The organism is Pseudomonas sp. Hp2 (assembly GCF_006386585.1).
GTDB lineage: Bacteria > Pseudomonadota > Gammaproteobacteria > Xanthomonadales > Xanthomonadaceae > Pseudomonas_S > Pseudomonas_S boreopolis.
Genome location: NZ_VAHJ01000006.1, coordinates 104,784 through 126,542, shown reverse-complemented (window position 1 = coordinate 126,542; position 21,759 = coordinate 104,784). Strand labels below are relative to the sequence as shown.

19 protein-coding genes are annotated in these 21,759 nt (G+C 71.1%); 11 read left to right on the top strand and 8 right to left on the bottom strand.

The window, feature by feature from the left end; genetic code table 11:
- Window positions 1-42: 42 nt before the first annotated feature.
- Window positions 43-483, bottom strand: coding sequence for a D-aminoacyl-tRNA deacylase (gene dtd / locus FD678_RS16900; RefSeq protein WP_140726542.1), 441 nt, complete (start codon window positions 481-483; stop codon window positions 43-45).
- Window positions 484-573: 90 nt separating this feature from the next.
- Between dtd and FD678_RS16895 the strand changes: the two genes are divergently transcribed.
- The 4 genes from FD678_RS16895 (at window position 574) to FD678_RS16880 (ending at window position 4,816) form a co-directional block, all read left to right on the top strand.
- Window positions 574-1,488, top strand: coding sequence for a lauroyl acyltransferase (locus FD678_RS16895; RefSeq protein ID WP_140726539.1), 915 nt, complete (start codon window positions 574-576; stop codon window positions 1,486-1,488).
- Between the two features lie 103 nt (window positions 1,489-1,591).
- Window positions 1,592-2,719 carry a GTP cyclohydrolase II RibA gene (gene ribA / locus FD678_RS16890; protein WP_140726536.1) on the top strand — a complete coding sequence of 376 codons (1,128 nt, stop codon included), beginning with the start codon at window positions 1,592-1,594 and terminating at the stop codon, window positions 2,717-2,719.
- 52 nt (window positions 2,720-2,771) lie between these two features.
- Complete coding sequence (locus tag FD678_RS20290) at window positions 2,772-3,323, top strand: PH domain-containing protein (RefSeq protein WP_218569804.1); 552 nt, start codon at window positions 2,772-2,774, stop codon at window positions 3,321-3,323.
- Window positions 3,320-4,816, top strand: a complete 1,497-nt coding sequence (locus FD678_RS16880) for a PH domain-containing protein (RefSeq protein ID WP_140726533.1) — start codon at window positions 3,320-3,322, stop codon at window positions 4,814-4,816. Before FD678_RS20290 ends, FD678_RS16880 begins: the two co-directional genes overlap by 4 nt.
- A 502-nt stretch (window positions 4,817-5,318) precedes the next feature.
- Here the strand turns inward: FD678_RS16880 and FD678_RS16875 are convergent.
- The 7 genes from FD678_RS16875 to def all read right to left on the bottom strand — a co-directional run bounded on the left by FD678_RS16875 (window position 5,319) and on the right by def (window position 13,731).
- Window positions 5,319-6,356 carry a CDP-glycerol glycerophosphotransferase family protein gene (locus FD678_RS16875; protein WP_140726530.1) on the bottom strand — a complete coding sequence of 346 codons (1,038 nt, stop codon included), beginning with the start codon at window positions 6,354-6,356 and terminating at the stop codon, window positions 5,319-5,321.
- 199 nt (window positions 6,357-6,555) lie between these two features.
- Window positions 6,556-7,395, bottom strand: a complete 840-nt coding sequence (locus FD678_RS16870; RefSeq protein ID WP_140726527.1) for a glycosyltransferase family 2 protein — start codon at window positions 7,393-7,395, stop codon at window positions 6,556-6,558.
- A 308-nt stretch (window positions 7,396-7,703) separates the two neighbouring features.
- Entirely contained in the window at window positions 7,704-8,984 is a 1,281-nt protein-coding gene (locus FD678_RS16865; protein ID WP_140726910.1) for an O-antigen ligase family protein, read from the bottom strand.
- 112 nt (window positions 8,985-9,096) lie between these two features.
- Window positions 9,097-10,818: an ArnT family glycosyltransferase gene (locus FD678_RS16860; RefSeq protein ID WP_140726524.1), complete on the bottom strand. Its 1,722-nt coding sequence runs from the start codon at window positions 10,816-10,818 to the stop codon at window positions 9,097-9,099.
- Window positions 10,819-10,863: 45 nt separating this feature from the next.
- Complete coding sequence (gene rsmB, locus FD678_RS16855) at window positions 10,864-12,174, bottom strand: 16S rRNA (cytosine(967)-C(5))-methyltransferase RsmB (RefSeq protein WP_140726520.1); 1,311 nt, start codon at window positions 12,172-12,174, stop codon at window positions 10,864-10,866.
- Complete coding sequence (gene fmt / locus FD678_RS16850; RefSeq protein ID WP_140726517.1) at window positions 12,174-13,097, bottom strand: methionyl-tRNA formyltransferase; 924 nt, start codon at window positions 13,095-13,097, stop codon at window positions 12,174-12,176. Before fmt ends, rsmB begins: the two co-directional genes overlap by 1 nt.
- A 121-nt stretch (window positions 13,098-13,218) precedes the next feature.
- Entirely contained in the window at window positions 13,219-13,731 is a 513-nt protein-coding gene (gene def, locus FD678_RS16845) for a peptide deformylase (protein ID WP_140726514.1), read from the bottom strand.
- Window positions 13,732-13,861: 130 nt separating this feature from the next.
- On the opposite strand from def, the gene FD678_RS16840 reads away from it, so the two are divergent.
- The 7 genes from FD678_RS16840 (at window position 13,862) to FD678_RS16810 (ending at window position 21,731) form a co-directional block, all read left to right on the top strand.
- Entirely contained in the window at window positions 13,862-14,980 is a 1,119-nt protein-coding gene (locus tag FD678_RS16840) for a LysM peptidoglycan-binding domain-containing protein (protein WP_140726511.1), read from the top strand.
- Window positions 14,981-15,050: 70 nt separating this feature from the next.
- The gene (gene dprA / locus FD678_RS16835) at window positions 15,051-16,193 is read left to right on the top strand and encodes a DNA-processing protein DprA (protein WP_140726508.1); all 1,143 of its coding nucleotides are present in this window, start codon (window positions 15,051-15,053) and stop codon (window positions 16,191-16,193) included.
- A gap of 44 nt (window positions 16,194-16,237) precedes the next feature.
- Window positions 16,238-16,711, top strand: a complete 474-nt coding sequence (locus FD678_RS16830) for a DUF494 family protein (RefSeq protein WP_140726505.1) — start codon at window positions 16,238-16,240, stop codon at window positions 16,709-16,711.
- A 31-nt stretch (window positions 16,712-16,742) separates the two neighbouring features.
- Window positions 16,743-17,459 carry a pilin gene (locus FD678_RS16825; RefSeq protein ID WP_140726502.1) on the top strand — a complete coding sequence of 239 codons (717 nt, stop codon included), beginning with the start codon at window positions 16,743-16,745 and terminating at the stop codon, window positions 17,457-17,459.
- 142 nt (window positions 17,460-17,601) lie between these two features.
- Window positions 17,602-18,447, top strand: coding sequence for an RDD family protein (locus tag FD678_RS16820; protein ID WP_140726499.1), 846 nt, complete (start codon window positions 17,602-17,604; stop codon window positions 18,445-18,447).
- A 208-nt stretch (window positions 18,448-18,655) separates the two neighbouring features.
- Window positions 18,656-21,121 (top strand): DNA topoisomerase I, encoded by a 2,466-nt coding sequence (locus FD678_RS16815; protein WP_140726496.1) that lies wholly within the window; start codon window positions 18,656-18,658, stop codon window positions 21,119-21,121.
- Between the two features lie 43 nt (window positions 21,122-21,164).
- Window positions 21,165-21,731, top strand: coding sequence for a Sua5/YciO/YrdC/YwlC family protein (locus tag FD678_RS16810; RefSeq protein WP_140726494.1), 567 nt, complete (start codon window positions 21,165-21,167; stop codon window positions 21,729-21,731).
- The last annotated feature ends 28 nt before the right edge of the window (window positions 21,732-21,759 follow it).

Sequence of the window (21,759 nt, the reverse complement as noted above, 5' to 3'; positions counted from 1 at the left end):
CGCCGGAATGCAGGGCGACTGGGCCATCCCCCTTGCGGCGTTTCAGGGCCGCAGCAGGAAGGTCACCGGGCCATCGTTGACCAGGCTGACGACCATATGGGCACCGAAGCGTCCGGTTTCCACCCTGCCGGCGTGTTTTTCGCGGCAGATCGCCACCAATTCATTGAACGCGCGTTCAGCCTCGGCCGGCGGGGCGGCGGTGCTGAAGCCCGGGCGCATGCCGGAGGAAGTATCCGCGGCCAGGGTGAACTGGCTGACCAGCAGCAAGCCGCCCCCGGTGTCGGCCAGCGAGCGGTTCATCCTGCCCGCGTCGTCGGCGAACACCCGGTAGCCCAGCATCCGCTCGGCCAGCCTGCGGATGCGGGCCGGATCGTCGCCGGGCTCGACGCCGACCAGGGCCAGCAACCCCGGCCCGATCTGGCCGACGATGTGCCCATCCACCTCCACCGAGGCCTGCGACACGCGTTGGATGAGGGCAAGCACGGCCTGGCTCCTGTGCATTCCGGGCCGGCAGCATGCCGATGCGAGCGGCGACTGTCACGCCCGCGCCGGGGCCCTGTTTAGAATTCGCGGATGAAAGCCGAATTCAGTGCCCGGTGGCTGTACCGGGGCGTCTCGTTGCTGGCCCACCTGCCCTGGTCGTGGCTCAAGCGCCTGTCCGACCTGCTGGCCTGGACCTGGCTCACGCTGAATACGCGCGAGAGCCGCGTCGTGCGCCGCAACCTCGAACTGGCCTACCCCGAGCTGCCCCCCGGCCAGCGCGAGGCCCTGCACCGCGACATCCTCTATTCGACCGCCCGCCAGGCGCTGGAAATGCTGCGGACCTGGACCTGGCCGGCCAAGGACAACCTGGCGCGGCTGAGCCGCCACAACCAGGACCTGTACGACGCCGCGCTGGCGGCCGGCAAGGGCGTGATCGTCGCCGCCCCGCACTTCGGCAACTGGGAACTGCTGAACCAGTGGCTGGCCGAGCGCGGACCGATCGCGATCGTGTACCGCCCGCCCGAATCGCCGGCCTGGGACGGCTTCCTGCAGATCGTGCGCGGCGCCGACAACGTCACCCAGGTGCGGGCGGAAGGGCCGGCGGTGCGGCAGCTGTTCAAGGTGCTCAAGGCCGGCGGCGCGGTCGGCATCCTGCCGGACCAGCAACCCAAGGTGGGCGACGGGGTGTTCGCGCCGTTCTTCGGCGTGCCCGCGCTGACGATGACCCTGGTCAACCGGCTGGCCGAGCGCACCGGGGCCGCCGTTCTCTACGCGTGGTGCCAACGCACCAGCCCGGAACTGGAGTTCGCCCTGCACGTGGAGCCGGCCTCGCCGCTGCTGGCGGACCCGGACCCGGTCGTGGCCGCGACCGCGCTCAATGCCGGGATCGAGCACATCGCCCGGCGCGACCCGGCCCAGTACCAGTGGACCTACAAGCGCTACACGCTGCGCCCGCCGGGCAGCGGCGAGCCCAACCCTTATGCCACCGAACGGCACCCGCACTGACCGGCGGCCCGGCGATTGCGGTCATGCGCGCGACGCAGTGTCACGGCAGGCTGATACCGATCACGATTGAGACCGGCCTCCGGCGCCCTCATCAGGAATCCCGATGACGACTTCCCCCTCCCCTTCGTCCCATCCCGCCGCCTTCGGCGACCCGGCGGCGATCCGCGCCGAACGCGCCGCCTCGGAACTGCGCGCCGGCCGCCCGGTGATCGTCACCCACGCCGGCCAGGCGCGCGCGGTGCTGGCGCTGGACAGCAGCACCGAGCGCAGCTACCAGGCCTTCGCGCAGGCCGCCGGGCAACGCCACTACCTGTACCTGACCCCGACCCGTGCCGGCGTCCTCGGCCTGGCCGCGCCGCAGGGCGCCCGCATCGGCCTGGCGGGCGTCTCCTACGACCGGCTCGCGTCGCTGGCCTACCTGCGCGACGCCCAGGTGCCGCCGCAATGGCATCCGGGGGACGCGCTCGACGCCGGCGCCGCCGAGGCCGCGCGCCTGGGCTTGCTGCTGCCGGCGATGCTGGCGGTGGAGATCGCCGCCGACGATGGCGCCTTCGCCGGCTGCCAGCAGCTCGCCCTCGCCGACCTCGACGAAGGCTGCGCCAAGGCGGCCGCCAGCACGTACGAACTGGTCATCCGCACGCCGGTGCCGCTGCGCGACATCGGCACGAGCGAGTTCGTGGTGTTCCGCGGCGGCGTGGCCCAGCGCGACCAGGTGGCGATCGTGGTCGGGCAGCCCGACCTGTCGCAACCGGTGCCGGTGCGCGTGCACTCCTCGTGCCTGACCGGCGACCTGTTCGGCTCGCTCAAGTGCGATTGCGGCGACCAGTTGCGGAACGGCCTGGCCAAGCTCAAGGAACTCGGCGGCGGCGTGCTGCTGTACCTGGACCAGGAGGGGCGCGGCACCGGCATCGCCGCGAAGATGCGCGCCTACGGCTACCAGCACGCCGGGCTCGACACCATCGATGCCGATGCCCAGCTGGGTTTCGGCCCCGACGAACGCCGCTACGGCAGCGCGGTGGCCATGCTGCGCGGCCTGGGCATCGCGCGCATCCGCCTGCTGACCAACAATCCCTCGAAGGTGGAGCGCCTGCGCGCCGCCGGCATCGAGGTCACCGAGCGCGTCCCCGTCACCGGCGAGATCACCCAGGAAAACGAGCAGTACCTGCGCACCAAGGCCGCCCGCGCCGGCCATGCGCTCGACGTCGACGCGCTGATCCTCGCCTCGCAGTAGCCGGTCCGCCGCCGCGTCGGGCACGCGTGCCTTCGCGCGCCGACGTTATGCTGTGCGCACCTTCGCGAACCTGCGGCGCCACGTGCATCCGACGTCCGATCCGGCCCTTCCCGTTCCTCCGCCGCTGCCCGATGGCGATGCGGGCTGGCATGCGCTGCCGACGCAGAGCGTGCGCCTCGCCGCCGCCGCCGGCGCGCTGTCGGCCGGCGCGTTCGCGGCCATCGCCTCGACCGCGCTCCTGCTTTCGCTCGCGCCGCGCCTGTGGTGGCTGATCCCCGTGCTCGCGCTGGCCGGCGCGGGCATGGGCGGTTGGCTGTCCGGCAAGCGCCAGCGACTGACGCGCTGGCGCCTGGATGCGGACGGGCTGGCGCTGCGGCGCGGACGCTGGTGGCAGACCGAGACGCGCGTGCCGATCACGCGCGTGCAGCACCTCGACCTGCGCCGCGGGCCGCTCGAACGGATCGCCGGGCTGACCACGCTGGTGGTGCACACCGCCGGCACGCGGCTCAATACCGTCGCCATCGCCGGGCTCGACCAGCACGACGCCGAACGCCTGCGCGACCGCCTGGCGCGCCAGCTCGACCAGGACGACGACGCGCTGTGAGCGCCCTTTCCCCCGACGCCGCCCCCGAACAGCGGCTGCACCCGCTGTCGTGGCTGTTCGTGCTGCTGCAGCAGCTGAAGCAATTCCTCGTGCCGATCGTCGCGCTGGTGGTGTTCGGCGGCCGCGGCGAACGCTACGAATGGATCTCCCCGCTCGTCACCCTGGCCGCGATCCTCGGGCTGGTCGCGGTATCGGTGCTGCGCTACCTGACCTATCGCTACCGCATCGACGCCGACGGCATCGCGATCCGCAGCGGCTGGCTGCACCGCAGCCGGCGCGACATCCCGTTCGCGCGCATCCACAACGTGGGGGTGCACCAGTCCGCGCTGCACCGCCTGTTCGGCGTGGCCGAGGTGCGGCTGGAATCGGCGGGCGGCGACAAGCCCGAGGCGGAAATGCGGGTGCTGCGCCTGGACCAGGCGCTCGCGCTGGAGCAGCTGGTCCGCCATCGCGGCCAGGCCGTGCCCGCGGAAGGAGGGCAGGCGCCGGGCGAGGAACTGCTGGCGCTGTCCCCGGGCGAGATCGTGCGGCTGGGCCTGATCTCCAACCGCGGCATGGTGGTGGTGGCCGCCGCGTTCGGCGTGCTTTACCAGATGTTCCCGGAACGGCAGATCTCGGACTTCGTCGAGCACCATGGCGAACAGGCCTACCGCTACGTCGAACAACTGCATCCCGGCGTGGAGGCCACCGCGCTCTTCGCCGCGTTCGCGCTGGTCGTCGTGCTCGCGCTGATGCGGCTGCTGTCGGTGATGCTGGCGTTGCTGCAGTACCACGGCTTCCGGCTGAGCGAATCGGAGCGGCGCCTCACCGTGGAGCGCGGCCTGCTGACGCGACTGCGCACCAGCGTCGCCCGCCGCCGCATCCAGGCCTGGACGTTGCGGGAAGGCGTGCTGCACCGCCTGTTCGGGCGACGCCAGCTGCGCGTGGACACGGCCGTATCGGAAAGCCAGGGCGAAGAGGGCCGCGCGCTGAAGGAACTCGCCCCGATCGCCACGCCGCAGGCCTGCGACGCGCTCGTGCACCGCCTGTTGCCGGGCGCGCACTGGCCACCGCCGTCCTGGCACCCCGTGGCGACGCGCTGCTGGTGGCGGCTGAGCCTGCCCTCGCTATGGCTGCTGCCGCTGGCCGCCGTGCTGTTCCTGCGCTTCGGCGCGTGGTCGCTGCTGGTGCTGGCGTGGTGGCCGTGGTCGATGTTCCGCGCCTGGCACCAGGTCCGGCGCATGGGTTATGCGCTGGACGAGCGCTATGTCGCGGTACGTGGCGGCTGGTGGACCCGCTGGTGGCGCTTCGCCGAGGTCGGCAAGCTGCAGGCCCTGCGGCTGGTGCGCTCCCCGCTCGACCGCCTGACCGGCACCGCCACGCTATGGCTGGACACCGCCGGCGCCACCGGCAACGTGCCACCGCTGCGCCTGCGCTTCATCCCCCTGGCGGAAGCGCAGGCACTGTACGCACGCCTGGGCACCAGCCTCGCACGACACCGGCTGGAGTGGTGACAGCGGCTGTTGCTGTTGCTGTTGCTGTTGCTCGTGCTTTTGCTTTGGATTGGGTAACGCCTCCTCGCGCGGCGGCGCGCCAACCTCCACGGCCCATGAATGTCACTGCGGCGCGGGCCCCTCCGTAGCGGCGGAGACGGCGGGAAAAACCCGAAGGGCGACGTGCATGGGCTCGCCGGAAAAAGGCGTCCAAAGCAACGTCCCTGGATTCCCGCCTTCGCGGGGATGACGGTAGATAGATGGCGGAGAACAGACCGATAGCGTGAAAGGCAAAGACGCTAGGTCCCCACCTTCGCGGGAACGACGGTAGTAAGGATCGTGAGGCTTCGCCCGTACCCTCATCCGCCCCTTCGGGGCACCTTCCCCCCAAAAGGGGGCTGATGTCCCGGCGGGAGAAGGGCCCCCCTTCCTTCGCGGGGACAACGGCGGCAGGGACTGCGCAAAGGAATCACAGACTCCGATTCCCACGCCCAAACCACACAACGGCAGCGAAAACGCCCCGCTAGTACCCCGCTCGCCCCCAATACCCGATCCGCTTGCGGATCTTGAGCTTGCGCCAGAGATTGGCCGGCTTCGGCTTCGGATTGCGGCCGCCCGCCGCGACGAACTCGTCGATCGCCTCCAGCACGCGCTCGCTCGAACGCCCGTCGCGGTACGGATGCAACTGGTCGGCGAACTCGCGGATCGCCGCCATCAGTTCCGGCGGCCGCCCCAGCGCGCGCCGGATCGCCGGCTCGAACTGCGCCGGATCGTCGATGTCGATCAACTGCGGTCCCGGCCGGCGGTTCTTGAACGTCACCACCGGCTTGTAGGTCAGCAGGAACTCGTTGAGCGCCGACGACGTGTCCGAGCACATCATGTCCACCTGCGGGAACAGGTCGAGGATGTTGTCGTTCTCGGCGAAGGTCAGGTACTCGTTCTGCAGCGCCTTGTACCGGGCGACCATCTCCGGGTCCATCTTCGGGTGGAAGGTCACGATCCAGCGGAACTCGCCGGTGCGCGACAGCCGCTTGACCTCGTCGTACAGGATCCCCGCCGCGCTCCACGACGGCGAGAACGTGGAGTGGTACAGGATCACCGGCGGCTGCCGCACCGGCTCGGGCGCGTCGCCGAGCCGGCTCATGAACGGATCGATCTTGGGGAAGCCGGTTTCCCTGACCGCGAAGTGCCCCAGCTCGCGCGCCAGCGCGCCGAACGCGGCCGTGTCGCGCGGACCGGTGGTGCAGTACAGGTCGAAGAAACCGCGGATGTAGATGTGGCGAGGCTTGCCGGCATCGAAGCCATGGAAGGTCTCGACCTTCACGCCCGGGAAGAAGTGCGGCACCGCGTTGCTGGAGGTGATCACCGCATACGGCTTCCACTCGCGCACCTGGCGCACCGTCAGCAGCGTCTCGTCGGGCGCGAGGTCCTCCGCGCCCGGGCCGTCGAAGAACCAGGCCGCCTCGTCGCCGCGCGCGCGGATCGCCGCCTGGATCGGGCGCAGGATCGCCAGCGCGTAGCGCTCCGAGCCGTAGAGAAGGTAGTGCTTGGGACTTGGCATGGGCTTTCTCACGAAATGCGTTGGTCGTCGACGGCACCGGGCCGGTGCTGCATGGTGCGGCCTGGGCAGGCAACCGGGGCAAGCGCGCGGTGCCGGGCGACCAATCCGCCGGGAAGCCGTCCGGGGCGTGCCGATACTGCGTCACGCCGCCGCCCGAATGGCTTCGCACCTTGGGAACAATCCACGCCGCGCTGCATCGTCAACGTTCCAGATCGTGCTTGCGCAACTGCGCGGCGGCGAGTTTGACCGACTCGGGGTTGCGGCGCATCTCGTAGTAGCGCATGCGCTTGTAGACCGCATAGCTGGCCGCGGTCTGCGCCACCACGTAGCCGCGCCAGCCGTCGAGCATGCCCAGGCGGACGACGTAGTCCTTGAAGAAGGCGGCGGCGAACACGAACGGGCACTGCCACATCCGCACCGGCTTGCCCTTGTCGCGCCAGTCCAGCGCCTTCAGCTCGGCGTAGCGCAGCACCTTCAGGTCCTTGTGCACCAGGGTCGGGTTGTGCAGGTGGTTGAACGGCACGCGCAGTTCCTCGCCTCGGCCCTGCATCTGCAGCGATTCGTGCACGCGCGCCTCGCTCCAGCGCGCGCGGCCGCGATGGTAGATCCGCGCCAGCCGCTCGCCGACCATCGGCCGGTACCAGCGCATCGGCGCGCCCATGTACCAGGTGCTGCGGCGCATCCACACCGCCGCGGCGTCGCCGGCGAGGATCGCCGGCAGCCGCTGGCGGCATTCGCGCACGCCCGCTTCGGACAGGAACTCGTCGGCATCCAGCACCAGGATCCAATCGTGCGCGGCCTGCGCCGAGCCGAAGTTGCGCTGCGGGCCGAAGCCGAGCCACGGCTGCACGACCACGCGCGCGCCATGCGCCCGCGCGATCGCCACGGTGTCGTCGCTGCTGCCGCAGTCCACCACCAGCTTCTCGGCGGCGAACGGCACGCTGTCCAGGCAACGGGCGATGTTGTCGGCCTCGTTGTAGGTCATCACCACCAGGCTGAGCGGAAGCCGCTCGCCCTCGATGCCGGTGCCTTCGTGCATGCTGGGAATCCGTCGCGCCGCGCCGCGCCGCGGCCTAGGGCCTGTTAACGCTATTGGGGCAGGTCACGTTGCCGTGCCCGGCGCCCAGGCGGTCGTGCATGGCGCCGCGGCAGGCTGGCCGCCTGCTCAAGCCGCGCGCGGCCGCCTGGGCGCCGGGCACGGCAACCCGAAGGGCCGCGCCTGGGCACGCATGGTGCCGCGTCATCACTCGGTCTCTTATCGACATAAGCTTCCTCGTCCTTCCTTGCCCCGCACGCGTCCAGGCGCGGCGTGACCTGTCTCAATAGCGTTAACAGGCCCTTGGCGCATTATAGGTTCGGCGCCCGCGCCGCGGCCCGGCGGTCGTGCACCTCGCGCAGCGCCAGGCCGGCCAGGAGGCCCACCAGCGAGACGTACAGCCCGGCGGTGAGATGGTGCGCGAACATCGACTGGGTCATGCCGCACAGCACGTAGCCGATCACCACCATGGCCCCGGCCGCGGCGGCGCCGCGGAACCGCGGCGACGGCCCGCGGGCCCGGTGCAGCCGCAGCAGGAGCAACAGCGGCAGGCCGTACACGCCGACCAGCAGCAGCAGGCCGGGCACGCCCTGGGTGGCGCTCCACTCGGCCAGGTCGTTGTGGGCGTGGCCGAGGTTGCAGTACTCCAGCCCGGGATCGGCACGGCATGCCGGCTGCGCCCTCATCGCATCGTCGAAATGCCCGATCCCGATCCCGGTCAGCGGATGCGCCAGGAATTCCTCGTAGGCCACGTGCCACAGCTCCAGGCGCGCGCCGGCCGAGGAATCCACGTCGCCATGCTCCATCCGCTGCACGTCGGACTGCAGTTCGACCAGGCGCATCTGCCGGCTCAGGCCGGGCACGGTCAGCACCAGCGTGGCCGCCAGCACCGCGGCACCGCTCAGCACCAGCAGGCGGCTGCGGCCATTGCGCCAGCGTGCGTTCCAGGCCACCACGACCAGCAGGCACAGCAGGCCCAGCCAGACGCCGCGGCTGCCGCTGAGCACGATGGTCACGCAGCCGGCCAGCAGCGCCAGCACCAGCAGCGGCCAGCGCCCATGCGGGCGGCAGAACACCGCCAGCATCATCAGCACCAGCACCACGTCCGCGAACACGATCGCGTTGGTCCAGCCTTCCGCGCGCGGCGCGCCGTCCAGCACCTGCCACAGCGCGAGCGCCAGCGCGCCGGCGATGCCGGCCAGCGCCCCCCACCACAGCCACACCAGGCGCGGGCGCAGGCTGTAGGCCCAGATCGCCGCCCATGGCAGCACGATGAAGCGCGAACGGTTGTCCACGTCGCGCAGGCCGTGCTCGAACAGCGCCACCGACACCAGCGCCATCGCCATCACCACCAGGGCGAGCCAGGTCATCCAGCGCAGCGGCTGCCCCATCGCGCGGGCGCCGCAGCGCAGCGTCCCGAAGGCCAGCAGCGAGGAGCCCAACAGGCACAGGCCGAACGGCAGCAGCCCGCCCGGCATCGCCAGCGAGGTCGCCCCCAGCGCGAACAGGCCGAATTCCGCCACCCCGACCGCCACGCGCGAGCCGCCCTGGGCGAGCGTCGCGGCATCGGAGGGGCGGGATTCGAACAGCATCATCGGCGGGGCGGTCGGGAACGGAGGGGGCTGATCTTCGAGGGGTTTCCACTAACGGCAGCTAAGCGGCGATCCATGCCCTGCCCGGCCGGGACGTCGCGCTGCATGGGCATCATTCCTGGTCGATCTTGCCCTGCTCGCGGCGTTCGCGTTCGCGCTCTTCCGCGTTGGCCTCGCAAGCCCCCCGGATCGCGCCGGCCGGTACCAGCCACCAGCCGCGCCGGTTGGCCACGCCGACCAGGCTCGCGCGCTCGCGATCCACGCAATGCAGCAGGGCCGCTTCCTGCACCAGCAGCCAGCGCCGGTCCGGGCGCTGCGCCTGCCAGGCCACGCCGCGACGCAGTTGTTCCTCCCACGGCACCCGGAAACCGAACGTCTCCACCGGACGCGGCGACATCAGCAGGTTCTGCTCCTTCCATGCCACCAGCCCGAGTTCGCCGTCGGCCGGCACCCGTTCGCTGGCCAGGCGCATGACCCCGCGCGCCGAACTGGAGTCGTTGAGCACCGGATAGATCGCCAGGCCGTAGGCCACCCAGAACGCGGCCAGCAGCGAGGCCACGCCGATCGCGCTGCGGCGCACGCGCCACAGCAGCAGGCCCGCCACGCCCCAGGTGCCGACCGCGGCCGCGATCCAGCCCAGCGTATGCGTCACGTCCGAGCCCACGCCGCGGCTGTCCATCAGCTTCTGCTCGAAGCCCGGATGCCCCAGCAGCATCGCCAGGCCGCCACCGATGAAGGCGCACGACAGCAACGCGGTGAACGCGAACAGCAGCCACTGGTATCCGCGCTTGCGCATCAACCCCGGCAGCAGCGGCGCGAGCGCCAGGCACACCATCGGCAAGGCGGGCAGGATGTAGACGTCGCGCTTGCCGCTGGGGATCGAGAAGAACAGCACCACCATCGCCCACCACGCCAGCGGCAGCAGGTAGCGCGCGTCGCGGCGGCGCAGCCGCCGGCGCCAGGCCGGGATCGCCCAGGGCAGCGCCAGCACCGTCGGCACCCACATCGTCGCGATCGTGCCGAAGTGGTACCACCACGGCTGCGCATGGTCCCAGGACTTGGCGTAGCGCCCGGCGGTCTGGCGGAACAGGATGTCGTCGAGATAGGCGCGGTACTCCGGCGCCTGGGTCGCCAGCGCAGCGGTGACCACCGGCACCAGCCAGGCCAGGATCGCGGCCAGGAACGCCACCGGGCCCAGCCAGAAGCGCGGGTCGCGCACGTGCAGGCGCACGCGCCGCCACTGCATGGCCGATGCCGCCGCCGCCGGCAGCAGCACCAGCAGCGCGATCACGCCCACGCCCTTGGTGATCACGCCCAGGCCGGCGGAGAACCAGCCCAGCACCCACCAGCGCCAGTTCGGCCCCTGCAGCAGGTGCCGCAGCAGGCCATAGTTGGCCAGGGTGATGAAGAACACGACCAACGGGTCGATCTGCGCCTTCTTGGCCTGGAAGGTGAAGTGCAGCGTGAACAGCAACGCCCAGGCGGCGTACAGGCCCACCCGGCGCGTCCACAGCCGGCGGCCGAGGTCGTACACGCAGGCCAGCGTGCCGAGCGCGGCCAGCAGCGAAGGCAGCAGGAACGCCACCCGCCAGTCGCGCAGCAGCGTGTAGAACGTGGCCTGCAGCCACATCAGCATCGGCGGCTTGTCCGAGTACAGCTCGTGGCCGCGGTGCGGGAACAGCCAGTCGCCGCTCTCCACCATCTGCTTGGCCACCAGCGCGAACCGCGGCTCGTCCGACGGCCATGGATCGCGCAATCCCAATCCCGCCCCGATCACCAGCAACGCGGTGATCGCCAGCAACCAGAACTCCCTGGACGAACGTGTCTTCAGCATGGGCGCAGATGATAGTGGACGGTCCATCCGGAAATATGCGGATTCTCAACCGATCCTGGCGAGACTGGCATAGAAGAAACCGTCGCAGCCATCCTCGCCGGGCAGCCGTTGCCGGCCGGCGCCGCTGGCATGGCCGAAGCGTTCGGGCAACGGGCGCACCGCCGCGTCCGGCGTGCGTGCCAGGAAGGCCTCGACCTGCTCGCGGTTCTCGCGGGCCAGGATCGAACAGGTGGTATAGAGCAGTTGCCCGCCCGGGCGCAGCGTGGTCCACAGCGCGTCCAGCAGCCGCGCCTGCAGCGCGACCAGCGCGTCCACGTCGCCGGGCCGGCGATGCAGCAGCACGTCGGGCTGGCGGCGCACGATGCCGGTGGCCGAGCACGGCGCGTCCAGCAGCACCGCATCGAACGGCACGCCGTCCCACCAGGCGCGCAGGTCGGCGGCATCGGCCGCCTTCAGCTCCACCCGCGCGCCGGGGCAGGTCCGCGACACCGTCTCGCCGACCCGCCGCAACCGGCGCGCGTCCACGTCGAGCGCGACCAGGCGCAGCGCCGGGTCGCGCTCGAGCAGGTGCGCGCTCTTGCCGCCCGGCGCGGCGCAGGCGTCGAGCACACGCGCGCCGGGCGCCGGCGCCAGCACATCGGCGACCTGCTGCGCGGAGCCGTCCTGCACCGAGGCCAGGCCGGCATCGAAGCCCGGCAACTGCGCCACCGCGACCGGCGCGTCGAGCAGCACCGCATCCGGCAGCAAGGCCGAGCCCTGGCCGGACAGGCCGGCCTCGGCCAGCGCCGCGACGTAGTCCGAGGGCGTGCCGTGGCGGCGGTTCACCCGCAGCCACATCGGGGCCGGCAGCGCGCTCGCGGCGAACACCGCCTCGGCGCGCTCGCCCCAGTCGGCGCGCACCTGTCGCCGCAACCAGTCCGGCCAGGCCGCATCGGCCGGCACGTCCGGGAAGCCTTCGCGCAGCGCGCGACGCAGGACCGCGTTGACCATGCCGGCCTGGCGCGGGCGGCCCAGCGCGCGGCAGGCCTCGACCGTCGCCGACAACGCCGCGTGCGGCGGCAGCTGCAGTACGTCGAGCTGGGCGAAGCCCGCCATCAGCAGCGCCTGCAGGTCGGCATCGCGGCGGCCCAGCGGGCGCTGCAGCCACCCGGCCAGGGCGGCCACATACGCCGGATGGCGGCGCAGCGCGCCCAGGCAGATCGCCTCGGCCAGGGCGCGGTCGCGCGCATCGGCCAGACCCGGCAGCGACGCCGCCAGCTCGGCCTTGAGCGAGCGGCCGTGCGTCATCACGGCCGCCAGCACGCGCGCGGCGATCAGCCTGGGCGCGACGCCGGCGGGCAGGGCGGCACCGGCCATCAACCCGCGACCGGCACGTCGCGGCGCGCGTTGAGGTAGTCGGCGGCGGTGATCGCCTTGCCGCCCTCGCGCTGCAGCACGCGCAAGCGCAGCGCGCCTTCGCCGCAGGCCACGTCGATGCCTTGCTTGGACGCGGCCAGCACCGTGCCGGGAGCCGCGGGGGCCGTCCGCTCCAGCGCCACCGCGGCATGGATGCGCACGCGCTCGCCCGCGAGCTGCGCCTCGGCCACCGGCCACGGGTTGAACGCGCGCACCTTCCGCGCCAGCACGTCCGCCGGCTGGTTCCAGTCCAGCCGCGCCTCGGCCTTGTCGAGCTTGTGCGCATAGGTGACGCCCTCGGCCGGCTGCGGCCGCGGCACCGGGCGGATGCCGGCGCGCAGCAGGCCCAGACCGTCGGACAACACCTGCGCGCCCAGTTCGGCCAGGCGGTCGTGCAGCTGGCCGCCGGTCTCGTCGGCACCGATCGGCGTGCGCTGCTCCAGCAGCACCGGGCCGGTGTCGAGCCCGGCCTCCATCAGCATCAGGCCCACGCCAGTCTCGGCATCGCCGGCCTCGATCGCGCGCTGGATCGGCGCCGCGCCGCGCCAGCGCGGCAGCAGCGAGGCGTGCACGTTCCAGCACCCGTGGGTCGGGATGGCCAGCACCGCTTTCGGCAGGATCAACCCGTAGGCGACCACCACCATCAGGTCCGGCGCGAGCCTGCGCAGGGCGTCCTGCGACTCGGGCGACTTCAGCGTCTCGGGCTGCAGCACCGGGATCCCGCGCGCGATCGCCTCCAGCTTCACCGGCGAGGGCGTCAGCCCGCGGCCGCGGCCGGCCGGGCGATCCGGCTGGGTATAGACGGCGACGACTTCATGGCGCTGCGCGGCGGCGCGCAGCGAGGGCACGGCGAATCCCGGCGTGCCGGCGAATACGATTCTCATGGGGAGCTGTGATTCGTGATTGGTGATTGGTGATTCGGAAAGGCGGCTTCATGCGGGCGCGAGCAGCCCAAGGCCAACCGCTTTGCCCGATCGCGAATCACCAATCACGAATCCCGGCTTTTCAGGCCACGTGCCGGCGCGCCTTGGCCAGCTTCTTGCGCACCATCTCGCGCTTGAGCGGCGAGAGGTAGTCGATGAACAGCTTGCCGTCCAGGTGATCCATCTCGTGCTGGATGCACACCGCCAGCAGGCCGTCGGTGGTCAGTTCCTGCGCCTGCCCGGTGCGGTCGAGGAAACGCACGGTGATCGAATCGGCGCGGGTCACGTCGGCGAAGATGCCGGGCACCGACAGGCAGCCTTCCTGGTAGACCTGCCCGCCCTGCTTGTCGACGATCTCCGGGTTGATGAACACCTGCGGGCTGTTCTTCTCCTCGCTGACGTCGATCACCATGAAGCGCTTGTGCACGTCGACCTGGCTGGCCGCCAGGCCGATGCCGGGCGCCTCGTACATGGTCTGGAACATGTCGTCCAGCAGCGTCTGGAACGCGGGCGTGCCCACCTCGGCGGCATCGACCGGGACGGCCTTGGTGCGCAGGCGGGGATCGGGGAATTCGAGAATGGGGAGCAGGGCCATAGCATTACCCATGTAGGGACGCCGGCACGATCCGGCAAGGCCTTCCAATTCTACCGCCAATGCTTGCGCGGCGCCCCGGTCCCTGGACTATAGTGCGCGGACCTGTTGGGGAATCAGGCAGACCGAAATCATGTTCAACCGACTTCGTACGGTCGTCGCCGCGGCGATGCTGACCGTAGCGACCTACGCCGCTGCCGTGGAAATGGCCGGCGACCACCCGGACACCTATGTCGTCAGGAAGGGCGACACGCTGTGGGACATCGCCGGGCGTTTCCTCGGCAAGCCGTGGCTGTGGCCGGAGATCTGGCAGGCCAACCCGCAGGTCCAGAATCCCCACCTGATCTATCCCGGCGACGTGCTGAGCCTGGCCTACCTGGACCGCGTCGGCGTGCAGCCGGGGCCGCGCCAGGAAGCCCCGATCGACGCGATCCCGCTGGCCGAGGTCGAGCCGTTCCTGAAGAACCTGCGCGTGGTCGACAGCTTCAAGGAGCTGCCGTACGTGGTCGGCTTCGAGGACAACCGCCTGCGCGGCAGCGATGGCCAGCTCGCCTACGTCAAGGGCCTGGCCGGCGCGCAACCGGGCCAGCGCTACGCGGTGGTGCGCCCGACCGTGCGCTTCGCCCTGCCGCGCCTGGCCGAGGACCTGGACGCGCGCGGCGACGTCACGCCGGGCACCGGCAGCCTGTGGAAGGACTACGTCGCCCCGGACTCACGCCGCGAATCGCTCGGCTACGAACTGGCGCAGGTCAACGTCGGCACGATCACCGGCGGCAATGCCGAGGTCTCCACGCTGCTGCTGCAGGACAGCGGCCGCGAGGTGCGCGCCGGCGACCGCCTGATCGCGGTCCAGGCGCAGCCGTACGACCTGCAGTTCGTCCCGCACCCGCCCTCCGCGCAGGCCGCCGAGGCGCAGCTGCGCGTGCTGGCGGTGGCCGACACCTTCACCTCCGGCGGCCCGCGCGACGTCATCGCCATCTCCGGCGGCAGCCGCGAGGGCATCGACAACGGCACCGTGTTCTCGATCTGGCGCCAGGGCAGCCGCGCCAGCGACCGCATCGCGCACAAGCACTTCTCCCGCGCCGACGACGGCTACACCGGCGGCAAGCAGACGACCGTGGGCCTGCCGGACGAGTACGCCGCGCACGCGATGGTGTTCCGCACCTACGACAAGGTCAGCTATGCGCTGGTGATGGAAGGCGTCAAGCCGGCCCGGGTCGGCTACGCGCTCAAGCACCCCGATGCGCAGTAGGGCGAATCCCTACAGGTGAACCGGACGGCGCCCTAGGGCGCCGTTCTTCGTCGCGGCCTAGCCTGCCGCGATGGACATCCCGCCTCCCCACGACCCCGAATCCACCCGCGCCCTGCTCGCCCTGGTCCTGGCCGAAGGACCGCTCGCGCCGCGGCGGCACTTGCTGGAACGCCACGGCGACCCTCGCCAAGCGTTGCGCGAGGGCGCCTCCGCAGGGACCGCGGCCGGCTGCGACACCGGGCAGGTCGCACGGCTGCGGCAGCCCGACCACGCCGCGATCGACGCGATACTCGCCTGGCGCGACGGCGGCCGGCGGCATGTCGTGGGCCTGCACGATCCCGACTACCCGGCCCTGCTGCGGCGGACCGCCAACCCGCCGCTCGCCCTGTTCATCGAGGGCGACCCGGCCCTGCTCTGGCACCCGGCGATCGCGGTGGTCGGCAGCCGCTCGCCGAGCGCGGGCGGGCGCGACCACGCCCGCAGCTTCAGCCGCGCGATCTGCCGCGCCGGGCTCGCCATCGTCAGCGGCATGGCCGCCGGCATCGACGCAGCCGCCCACGGCGTCGCGCTGGACATGCACGGCACCACCGTGGCGGTGCTAGGTACCGGGCCGGACGTGGCCTATCCCGCCCACCACCACGAACTGCGCGAGCGGATCGCCGCGCAGGGCGCCATCGTCAGCGAATACCCGCCCGGCACCGGCCCGCGCACCGGGCAGTTCCCGGCGCGCAACCGCATCATCGCCGGGCTCGCGCTCGGCACGCTGGTGGTCGAGGCCGCGCACCGCTCCGGCGCGCTGATCACTGCGCGCCTGGCCAGCGAGGCCGGCCGCGAGGTGTTCGCCATCCCCGGCTCCATCCACAACCCGATGGCACGCGGCTGCCACCGGCTGATCCGCGACGGCGCCACCCTGGTCGAACAGCCCGGCGACGTCCTCGACGGCGTGGCGGCCCTGTCGGCCGAACTGGCGGCGGCGCTGCAGGACCGCCTCGACGAAGCTGAACGGGCCCTCACTCCCGCGCTGGCGACGCCGGCCTTCCCCGACCCGGACTACCACACGTTGTGGACGGCCCTGGGCCACGACCCCACCCCTATGGATTCATTGGTCGAGCGCACCGGATTGACGGCTGCCACGCTGTCCTCCATGCTGCTGCTCATGGAACTAGAAGGGAGGGTAGTGGTCGAACACGGCCGTTACGCGCGTCATTCCTAGTTTCTTCACCTCCACAGCGTCCCCAGCGACGCAGGCCGAGGGCAATGAAAGAGAGCATTCTGGATGTCCTGCTGTACCTGTTCGAACACTACTTCAGCGAGGATGCGGATCTCGTCCGCGACCGCGACTCCCTGCAAAATGGCCTGATCCAGGCCGGATTCAGCCCCTCCGAGATCAGCAAGGCGTTCGACTGGCTCGATGCGCTGGCCGAGCAGCGCCCGAGCGTGGCCACGCCGAACGTGGACGGCCCGGTGCGCGTCTACCACGGGCCGGAGCTGGACAAGCTCGACGTCGAGTGCCGGGGCTTCCTGCTGTTCCTGGAACAGCACGGCGTGCTCGACGCCGACCAGCGCGAACTGGTACTGGACCGGGCGATGGCGCTCGACCAGGACGAGCTGGACCTGGACGACCTCAAGTGGGTCGTGCTGATGGTGCTGTTCAACCAGCCAGGCGCCGAGGCCGCCTACGCCTGGATGGAGACCCAGATGTTCGTCGACGAGCCCGAACCCGTACACTGACGCGGACTTTTTCGCTCGCGCGGGGACAAGGATGACGAACGGGTGGTACTACGCCGAGGGCAATCGCCATCGGCAGGGGCCGTTGCCGCCGGAAAACATCGTGGAGCTGTACCGCTCCGGGCGGATCGGGCTGGATACGCTGGTCTGGCGCGATGGCTGGGCGCAGTGGCAGCCCCTGGCGGAGGCCGCCGCCGAACTGGGCATCGCCATGCCCGCCAGGGACGCGGACACGCCGCCGCCGTTGCCCCCGCCGCCCGCGCAGCTGACCGCCACCGCACCCTCCACGACCGCCCCGCCTCCCAGGAAGGGCCTGTCCGGATGCGCGATCGCCGCCATCGTCGCCGCGGTCGCCGGGGTGTTCCTGATGATCCTGCTCGGCATCCTCGCGGCCATCGCCCTGCCCGCCTACCAGCAGTACGTCCTGCGCAGCAAGACCGCCGGCGCCGTGGGGCTGATGCGGGCGCACGAGGACGCCATCGCCGGGTTCCATGCCCGCGAAGGCCGCTGCCCGGTCAACGGCGACGAAGGCTTCGGCGCGCCGGAAAGCTACGCCGACAAACCGCTGGGCGCGCTGCGGATCGGTCGTTTCGACGACGGCCACTGCGGCATGGAAGGCCAGGTCGAGGCGGCCGGCGAGGCGGAGATCGACGGCAAGGCGATCTGGCTGGATTACGACGAGAGCACCGGCAACTGGCACTGCAGTTCGGAGATCGACGACCGCTACCTGCCCAGCCAGTGCCGCGGATGACAGGGCATCGCTGAAGACCGCCGGCCCGGCCCGCCCGGCCATGCTGCGGCGCGGACGGGAACGCCGTCGCGCCGATGCGACATGGCCACATCGGCGAGCACGAACGAAGCGCACGAATCGACGCAGATCAGATGGACGCACCATGACGAACTGGTACTACGCCGACGCCTGGCGTCAGCAGCAAGGACCGCTGGACGGAGACGAACTGCGGGCCCGTTTCGAACGCGGCGAGCTGGACCGCACCAGCCTGGTCTGGCGCACCGGCATGCCTGGCTGGCAACCTCTGGCGGCCTGCGCGGCCGAACTCGGCATCGCGTTGCCGTCCGCCGAAGCCCTGCCCGCGGCGGACGCGACCACCCTCGTCCGTGCCGCGGACGAGGACGTGGTGTATGCCGGGCTCTGGCGGCGCGCGGCCGCCAGCATCATCGACGGCTTCGTCACCTCGATGCTGACCTATGCCCTGCTGATCCCGCTGGTGCTGGTGCTCGGCCTGGGCCTGGGAACGCTGGCCGGGCAGGCCGGTTCGCCCCCGGACGCCGCCACGCTGCTGTTCGGCGGACTGGCCTACGGGCTCGGCCTGCTGATACCCGCGGTGTACTTCGGCTGGATGCAGGCCACGCGCCACCAGGCCAGCCTGGGCAAGCTCGCGGTGGGCATCAAGGTGGTGCGCGGCAATGGCGAACGGATCGGGTTCTGGCGCGGTTTCCTGCGCTACGTCGCCTACGTGCTGGTGACGGTGCTGACCTGCGGCATCGGTATCGTGGTGACCGCCTGCATGGCCGGCCTGACCCGGCGCAAGCAGGCCCCGCACGACTTCTTCTGCGACACCCTGGTGGTCGACCGCTGGGCCTATACCGACCAGCCGCAGCACCAGCAGCGCGGGTTGGACACGGTGACGATCGTGGTGCTGGGCCTGTACGCCGTACTGCTGCTCGTGGCCATCGTCGCCTTGATCGCGCTGGCGGTGCTCGTGCACGTGTCGCGCTGACCCGGCCGCCGCGGCCGGGCCGGGCCGCTTGACAGCCGGCGACCGGCCGTGATTTGACTATAAATACCGCGACAGCGTGCGCCCGGGGCCTGGCCGCCCCGGGCGTCTACGTCTGCGAAACACGCGTTCTGCTTCCCTCCACGGGCCAATTAGGCCACCCTACCGCCCCCGCCGGGGCGTCCGCCCCCTTCCAGAACCCGCCTCCACCATGCCCAAGCACCTGCTCATCGTCGAATCGCCCGCCAAGGCCAAGACGATCAACAAATACCTCGGCAAGGACTTCACCGTCCTGGCCTCGTATGGGCACGTGCGCGACCTCGTCCCCAAGGAGGGCGCGGTCGATCCGGACAACGGGTTCGCGATGCGCTACGACCTGATCGACAAGAACGAGAAGCACGTGGAGGCGATCGCCAAGGCGGCCAAGGCGGCCGACGACATCTACCTGGCGACCGACCCGGACCGCGAGGGCGAGGCGATCAGCTGGCACATCGCCGAGATCCTGAAAGAGCGCGGGCTGCTGAAGGACAAGCCGATGCAGCGCGTGGTGTTCACCGAGATCACGCCGCGCGCGATCAAGGAGGCCATGCAGAAGCCGCGCGCGATCGCCGGCGACCTGGTCGATGCGCAGCAGGCGCGCCGCGCGCTGGACTACCTGGTGGGCTTCAACCTGTCGCCGGTGCTGTGGCGCAAGGTCCAGGCCGGCTTGTCGGCCGGCCGCGTGCAATCGCCGGCGCTGCGGATGATCGTCGAGCGCGAGGAGGAGATCGAAGCCTTCGTCGCGCGCGAGTACTGGAGCATCGCCGCGGAATGCGCGCACCCGTCGCAGCCCTTCAGCGCCAAGCTGGTGAAGCTGGACGGGCAGAAGTTCGAGCAGTTCACGATCACCGACGGCGAATCGGCCGAGGCCGCGCGGCTGCGCATCCAGCAGGCCGCGCAGGGCCGGCTGCACGTCACCGACGTGGCCAGCAAGGAGCGCAAGCGCCGCCCGGCCGCGCCGTTCACGACCTCCACGCTGCAGCAGGAGGCCTCGCGCAAGCTCGGCTTCACCACCCGCAAGACCATGCAGGTCGCGCAGAAGCTGTACGAAGGCGTGGCGCTGGGCGAGGAAGGCAGCGTCGGCCTGATCACCTACATGCGCACCGACTCGGTCAACCTGTCGCAGGACGCGCTGGCCGAGCTGCGCGACGTGATCGCGCGCGACTACGGCACCGGCGCGCTGCCGGACAAGCCGAACGTCTACACCACCAAGTCGAAGAACGCGCAGGAAGCGCACGAGGCGGTGCGCCCGACTTCGGCGCTGCGCACGCCCTCGCAGGTCAACCGCTACCTCTCCGACGACGAGCGCAAGCTCTACGAGCTGATCTGGAAGCGCACCGTCGCCTGCCAGATGATCCCGGCCACGCTCAACACGGTCAGCGTCGAGCTGGCCGCCGGCAGCGCGCACAGCTTCCGCGCCAGCGGCACCACCGTGGTGGTGCCGGGCTTCCTCGCCGTGTACGAGGAAGGCAAGGACAACAAGTCCGCCGAGGACGAGGACGAAGGCCGCAAGCTGCCGGCGATGAAGCCCGGCGACAACGTGCCGCTGGAGCGCGTGCTCACCGAGCAGCACTTCACCCAGCCGCCGCCGCGCTACACCGAAGCGGCCCTGGTCAAGGCGCTGGAGGAGTACGGCATCGGCCGCCCCTCGACCTACGCCTCGATCATCCAGACCCTGCTGTTCCGCAAGTACGTGGAGATGGAGGGGCGCAGCTTCCGTCCGACCGACGTCGGCCGCGCCGTGTCCAAGTTCCTGGCCGGGCACTTCGCCCGCTACGTGGACTACGACTTCACCGCGCGGCTGGAGGACGAGCTGGATGCGGTCTCGCGCGGCGAGGAGGAATGGATCCCGCTGATGGCCAAGTTCTGGGGGCCGTTCAAGGAACTGGTCGAGGAGAAGAAGGATTCGCTCGACAAGACCGATGCCGGCAGCGTGCGCGTGCTGGGCACCGACCCGGCCAGCGGCAAGACGATCAGCGCGCGCATCGGCCGGTTCGGGCCGATGGTGCAGATCGGCACGGTCGAGGACGAGGAGAAGCCGCGCTTCGCCTCGCTGCGCCCGGGCCAGAGCATCTACACCATCAGCGTGGAGGAAGCGCTCAAGCTGTTCGAGATGCCGCGCGTCCTCGGCGAGAGCAACGGCGAGCAGGTCAGCGTCGGCATCGGCCGCTTCGGTCCGTTCGCCAAGCGCGGCAGCACCTACGCCTCGCTGAAGAAGGAGGACGATCCGTATTCGATCGACCTGGCGCGCGCGGTGTTCCTGATCGAGGAGAAGGAAGAGATCGCGCGGAACCGCGTAATCAAGGACTTCCCCGGCAGCGACATCCAGGTGCTCAACGGGCGCTTCGGCCCGTACATCAGCGACGGCAACCTCAACGGCAAGATCCCCAAGGACCGCGACCCGGCCTCGCTGACGCTGGCCCAGGTGCAGCAATTGCTGGCCGAGACCGGCAAGCCCGCGCGCAAGGGATTCGGCGCCAAGAAGGCCGCCGCCAAGAAGGCGGTCGCCAAGGACGAGGCACCGAAGAAGACCGCCGCGAAGAAGGCTCCCGCCAAGAAGGCGGCAGCCAAGAAAGCGGCCAAGTCGCCTGCGAAGAAGACCGCAAGGAAGACCGTGGCGAAGAAGGCCGCCAGCTGACCCGCCGGAGCCGACCGCAACGCTTCCATCTCGCTTCCACGCCATGACCGACCACGCGCTTTCCCTGGATGCCGCCGTCGCCGCCCTGCATGCGGGCGGCGTGATCGCCTACCCGACCGAAGCCGTCTGGGGCCTGGGTTGCGACCCGCGCCAGGAACCGGCGGTGATGCGACTGCTGCAGATCAAGCGGCGGCCGGTCGAGAAGGGCGTGATCGTCGTGGCCGACGACCTGGCCACGCTGCACGACTGGCTCGACCTGGCCGCCCTGCCGCCGGAACGGCTCGCGGTGGTCCGCGCCAGCTGGCCAGGCCCGAACACCTGGATCCTGCCCGCGAGCGCGCAGGCGCCCGCCTGGATCACCGGCCGCCACCCCGGCATCGCCGTGCGCATCAGCGCGCACCCGCTGGTCGAGCGGCTCTGCCGCGCCTGGGGAGCCCCCCTGGTATCCACCAGCGCCAACCTGGCCGGCATGCCGCCGGCGCGCAGCCGCGGCGAACTGGACCCGGCCCTGCTGGCCAGCATCGACGGCCTGCTCGACGGCGAGACCGGCGGCCTGGCCCAGCCGACGCCGATCCGGGTCGCGCTCACCGGCGAGGTCCTGCGCGACTAGGCCTGCCTCCCGGGGCGTCCCGGGCGGC

Bases quoted from the DNA above. Each gene is read 5' to 3' on its own strand.
- FD678_RS16895 (WP_140726539.1), top strand. From the start codon at position 574: ATGAAAGCCGAATTCAGTGCCCGGTGGCTGTACCGGGGCGTCTCGTTG.
- ribA (WP_140726536.1), top strand. From the start codon at position 1,592: ATGACGACTTCCCCCTCCCCTTCGTCCCATCCCGCCGCCTTCGGCGAC.
- FD678_RS16875 (WP_140726530.1), bottom strand. From the start codon at position 6,356: ATGCCAAGTCCCAAGCACTACCTTCTCTACGGCTCGGAGCGCTACGCG.
- FD678_RS16870 (WP_140726527.1), bottom strand. From the start codon at position 7,395: ATGCACGAAGGCACCGGCATCGAGGGCGAGCGGCTTCCGCTCAGCCTG.
- FD678_RS16865 (WP_140726910.1), bottom strand. From the start codon at position 8,984: ATGCTGTTCGAATCCCGCCCCTCCGATGCCGCGACGCTCGCCCAGGGC.
- FD678_RS16860 (WP_140726524.1), bottom strand. From the start codon at position 10,818: ATGCTGAAGACACGTTCGTCCAGGGAGTTCTGGTTGCTGGCGATCACC.
- rsmB (WP_140726520.1), bottom strand. From the start codon at position 12,174: ATGGCCGGTGCCGCCCTGCCCGCCGGCGTCGCGCCCAGGCTGATCGCC.
- fmt (WP_140726517.1), bottom strand. From the start codon at position 13,097: ATGAGAATCGTATTCGCCGGCACGCCGGGATTCGCCGTGCCCTCGCTG.
- def (WP_140726514.1), bottom strand. From the start codon at position 13,731: ATGGCCCTGCTCCCCATTCTCGAATTCCCCGATCCCCGCCTGCGCACC.
- FD678_RS16840 (WP_140726511.1), top strand. From the start codon at position 13,862: ATGTTCAACCGACTTCGTACGGTCGTCGCCGCGGCGATGCTGACCGTA.
- dprA (WP_140726508.1), top strand. From the start codon at position 15,051: ATGGACATCCCGCCTCCCCACGACCCCGAATCCACCCGCGCCCTGCTC.
- FD678_RS16830 (WP_140726505.1), top strand. From the start codon at position 16,238: ATGAAAGAGAGCATTCTGGATGTCCTGCTGTACCTGTTCGAACACTAC.
- FD678_RS16825 (WP_140726502.1), top strand. From the start codon at position 16,743: ATGACGAACGGGTGGTACTACGCCGAGGGCAATCGCCATCGGCAGGGG.
- FD678_RS16820 (WP_140726499.1), top strand. From the start codon at position 17,602: ATGACGAACTGGTACTACGCCGACGCCTGGCGTCAGCAGCAAGGACCG.
- FD678_RS16815 (WP_140726496.1), top strand. From the start codon at position 18,656: ATGCCCAAGCACCTGCTCATCGTCGAATCGCCCGCCAAGGCCAAGACG.
- FD678_RS16810 (WP_140726494.1), top strand. From the start codon at position 21,165: ATGACCGACCACGCGCTTTCCCTGGATGCCGCCGTCGCCGCCCTGCAT.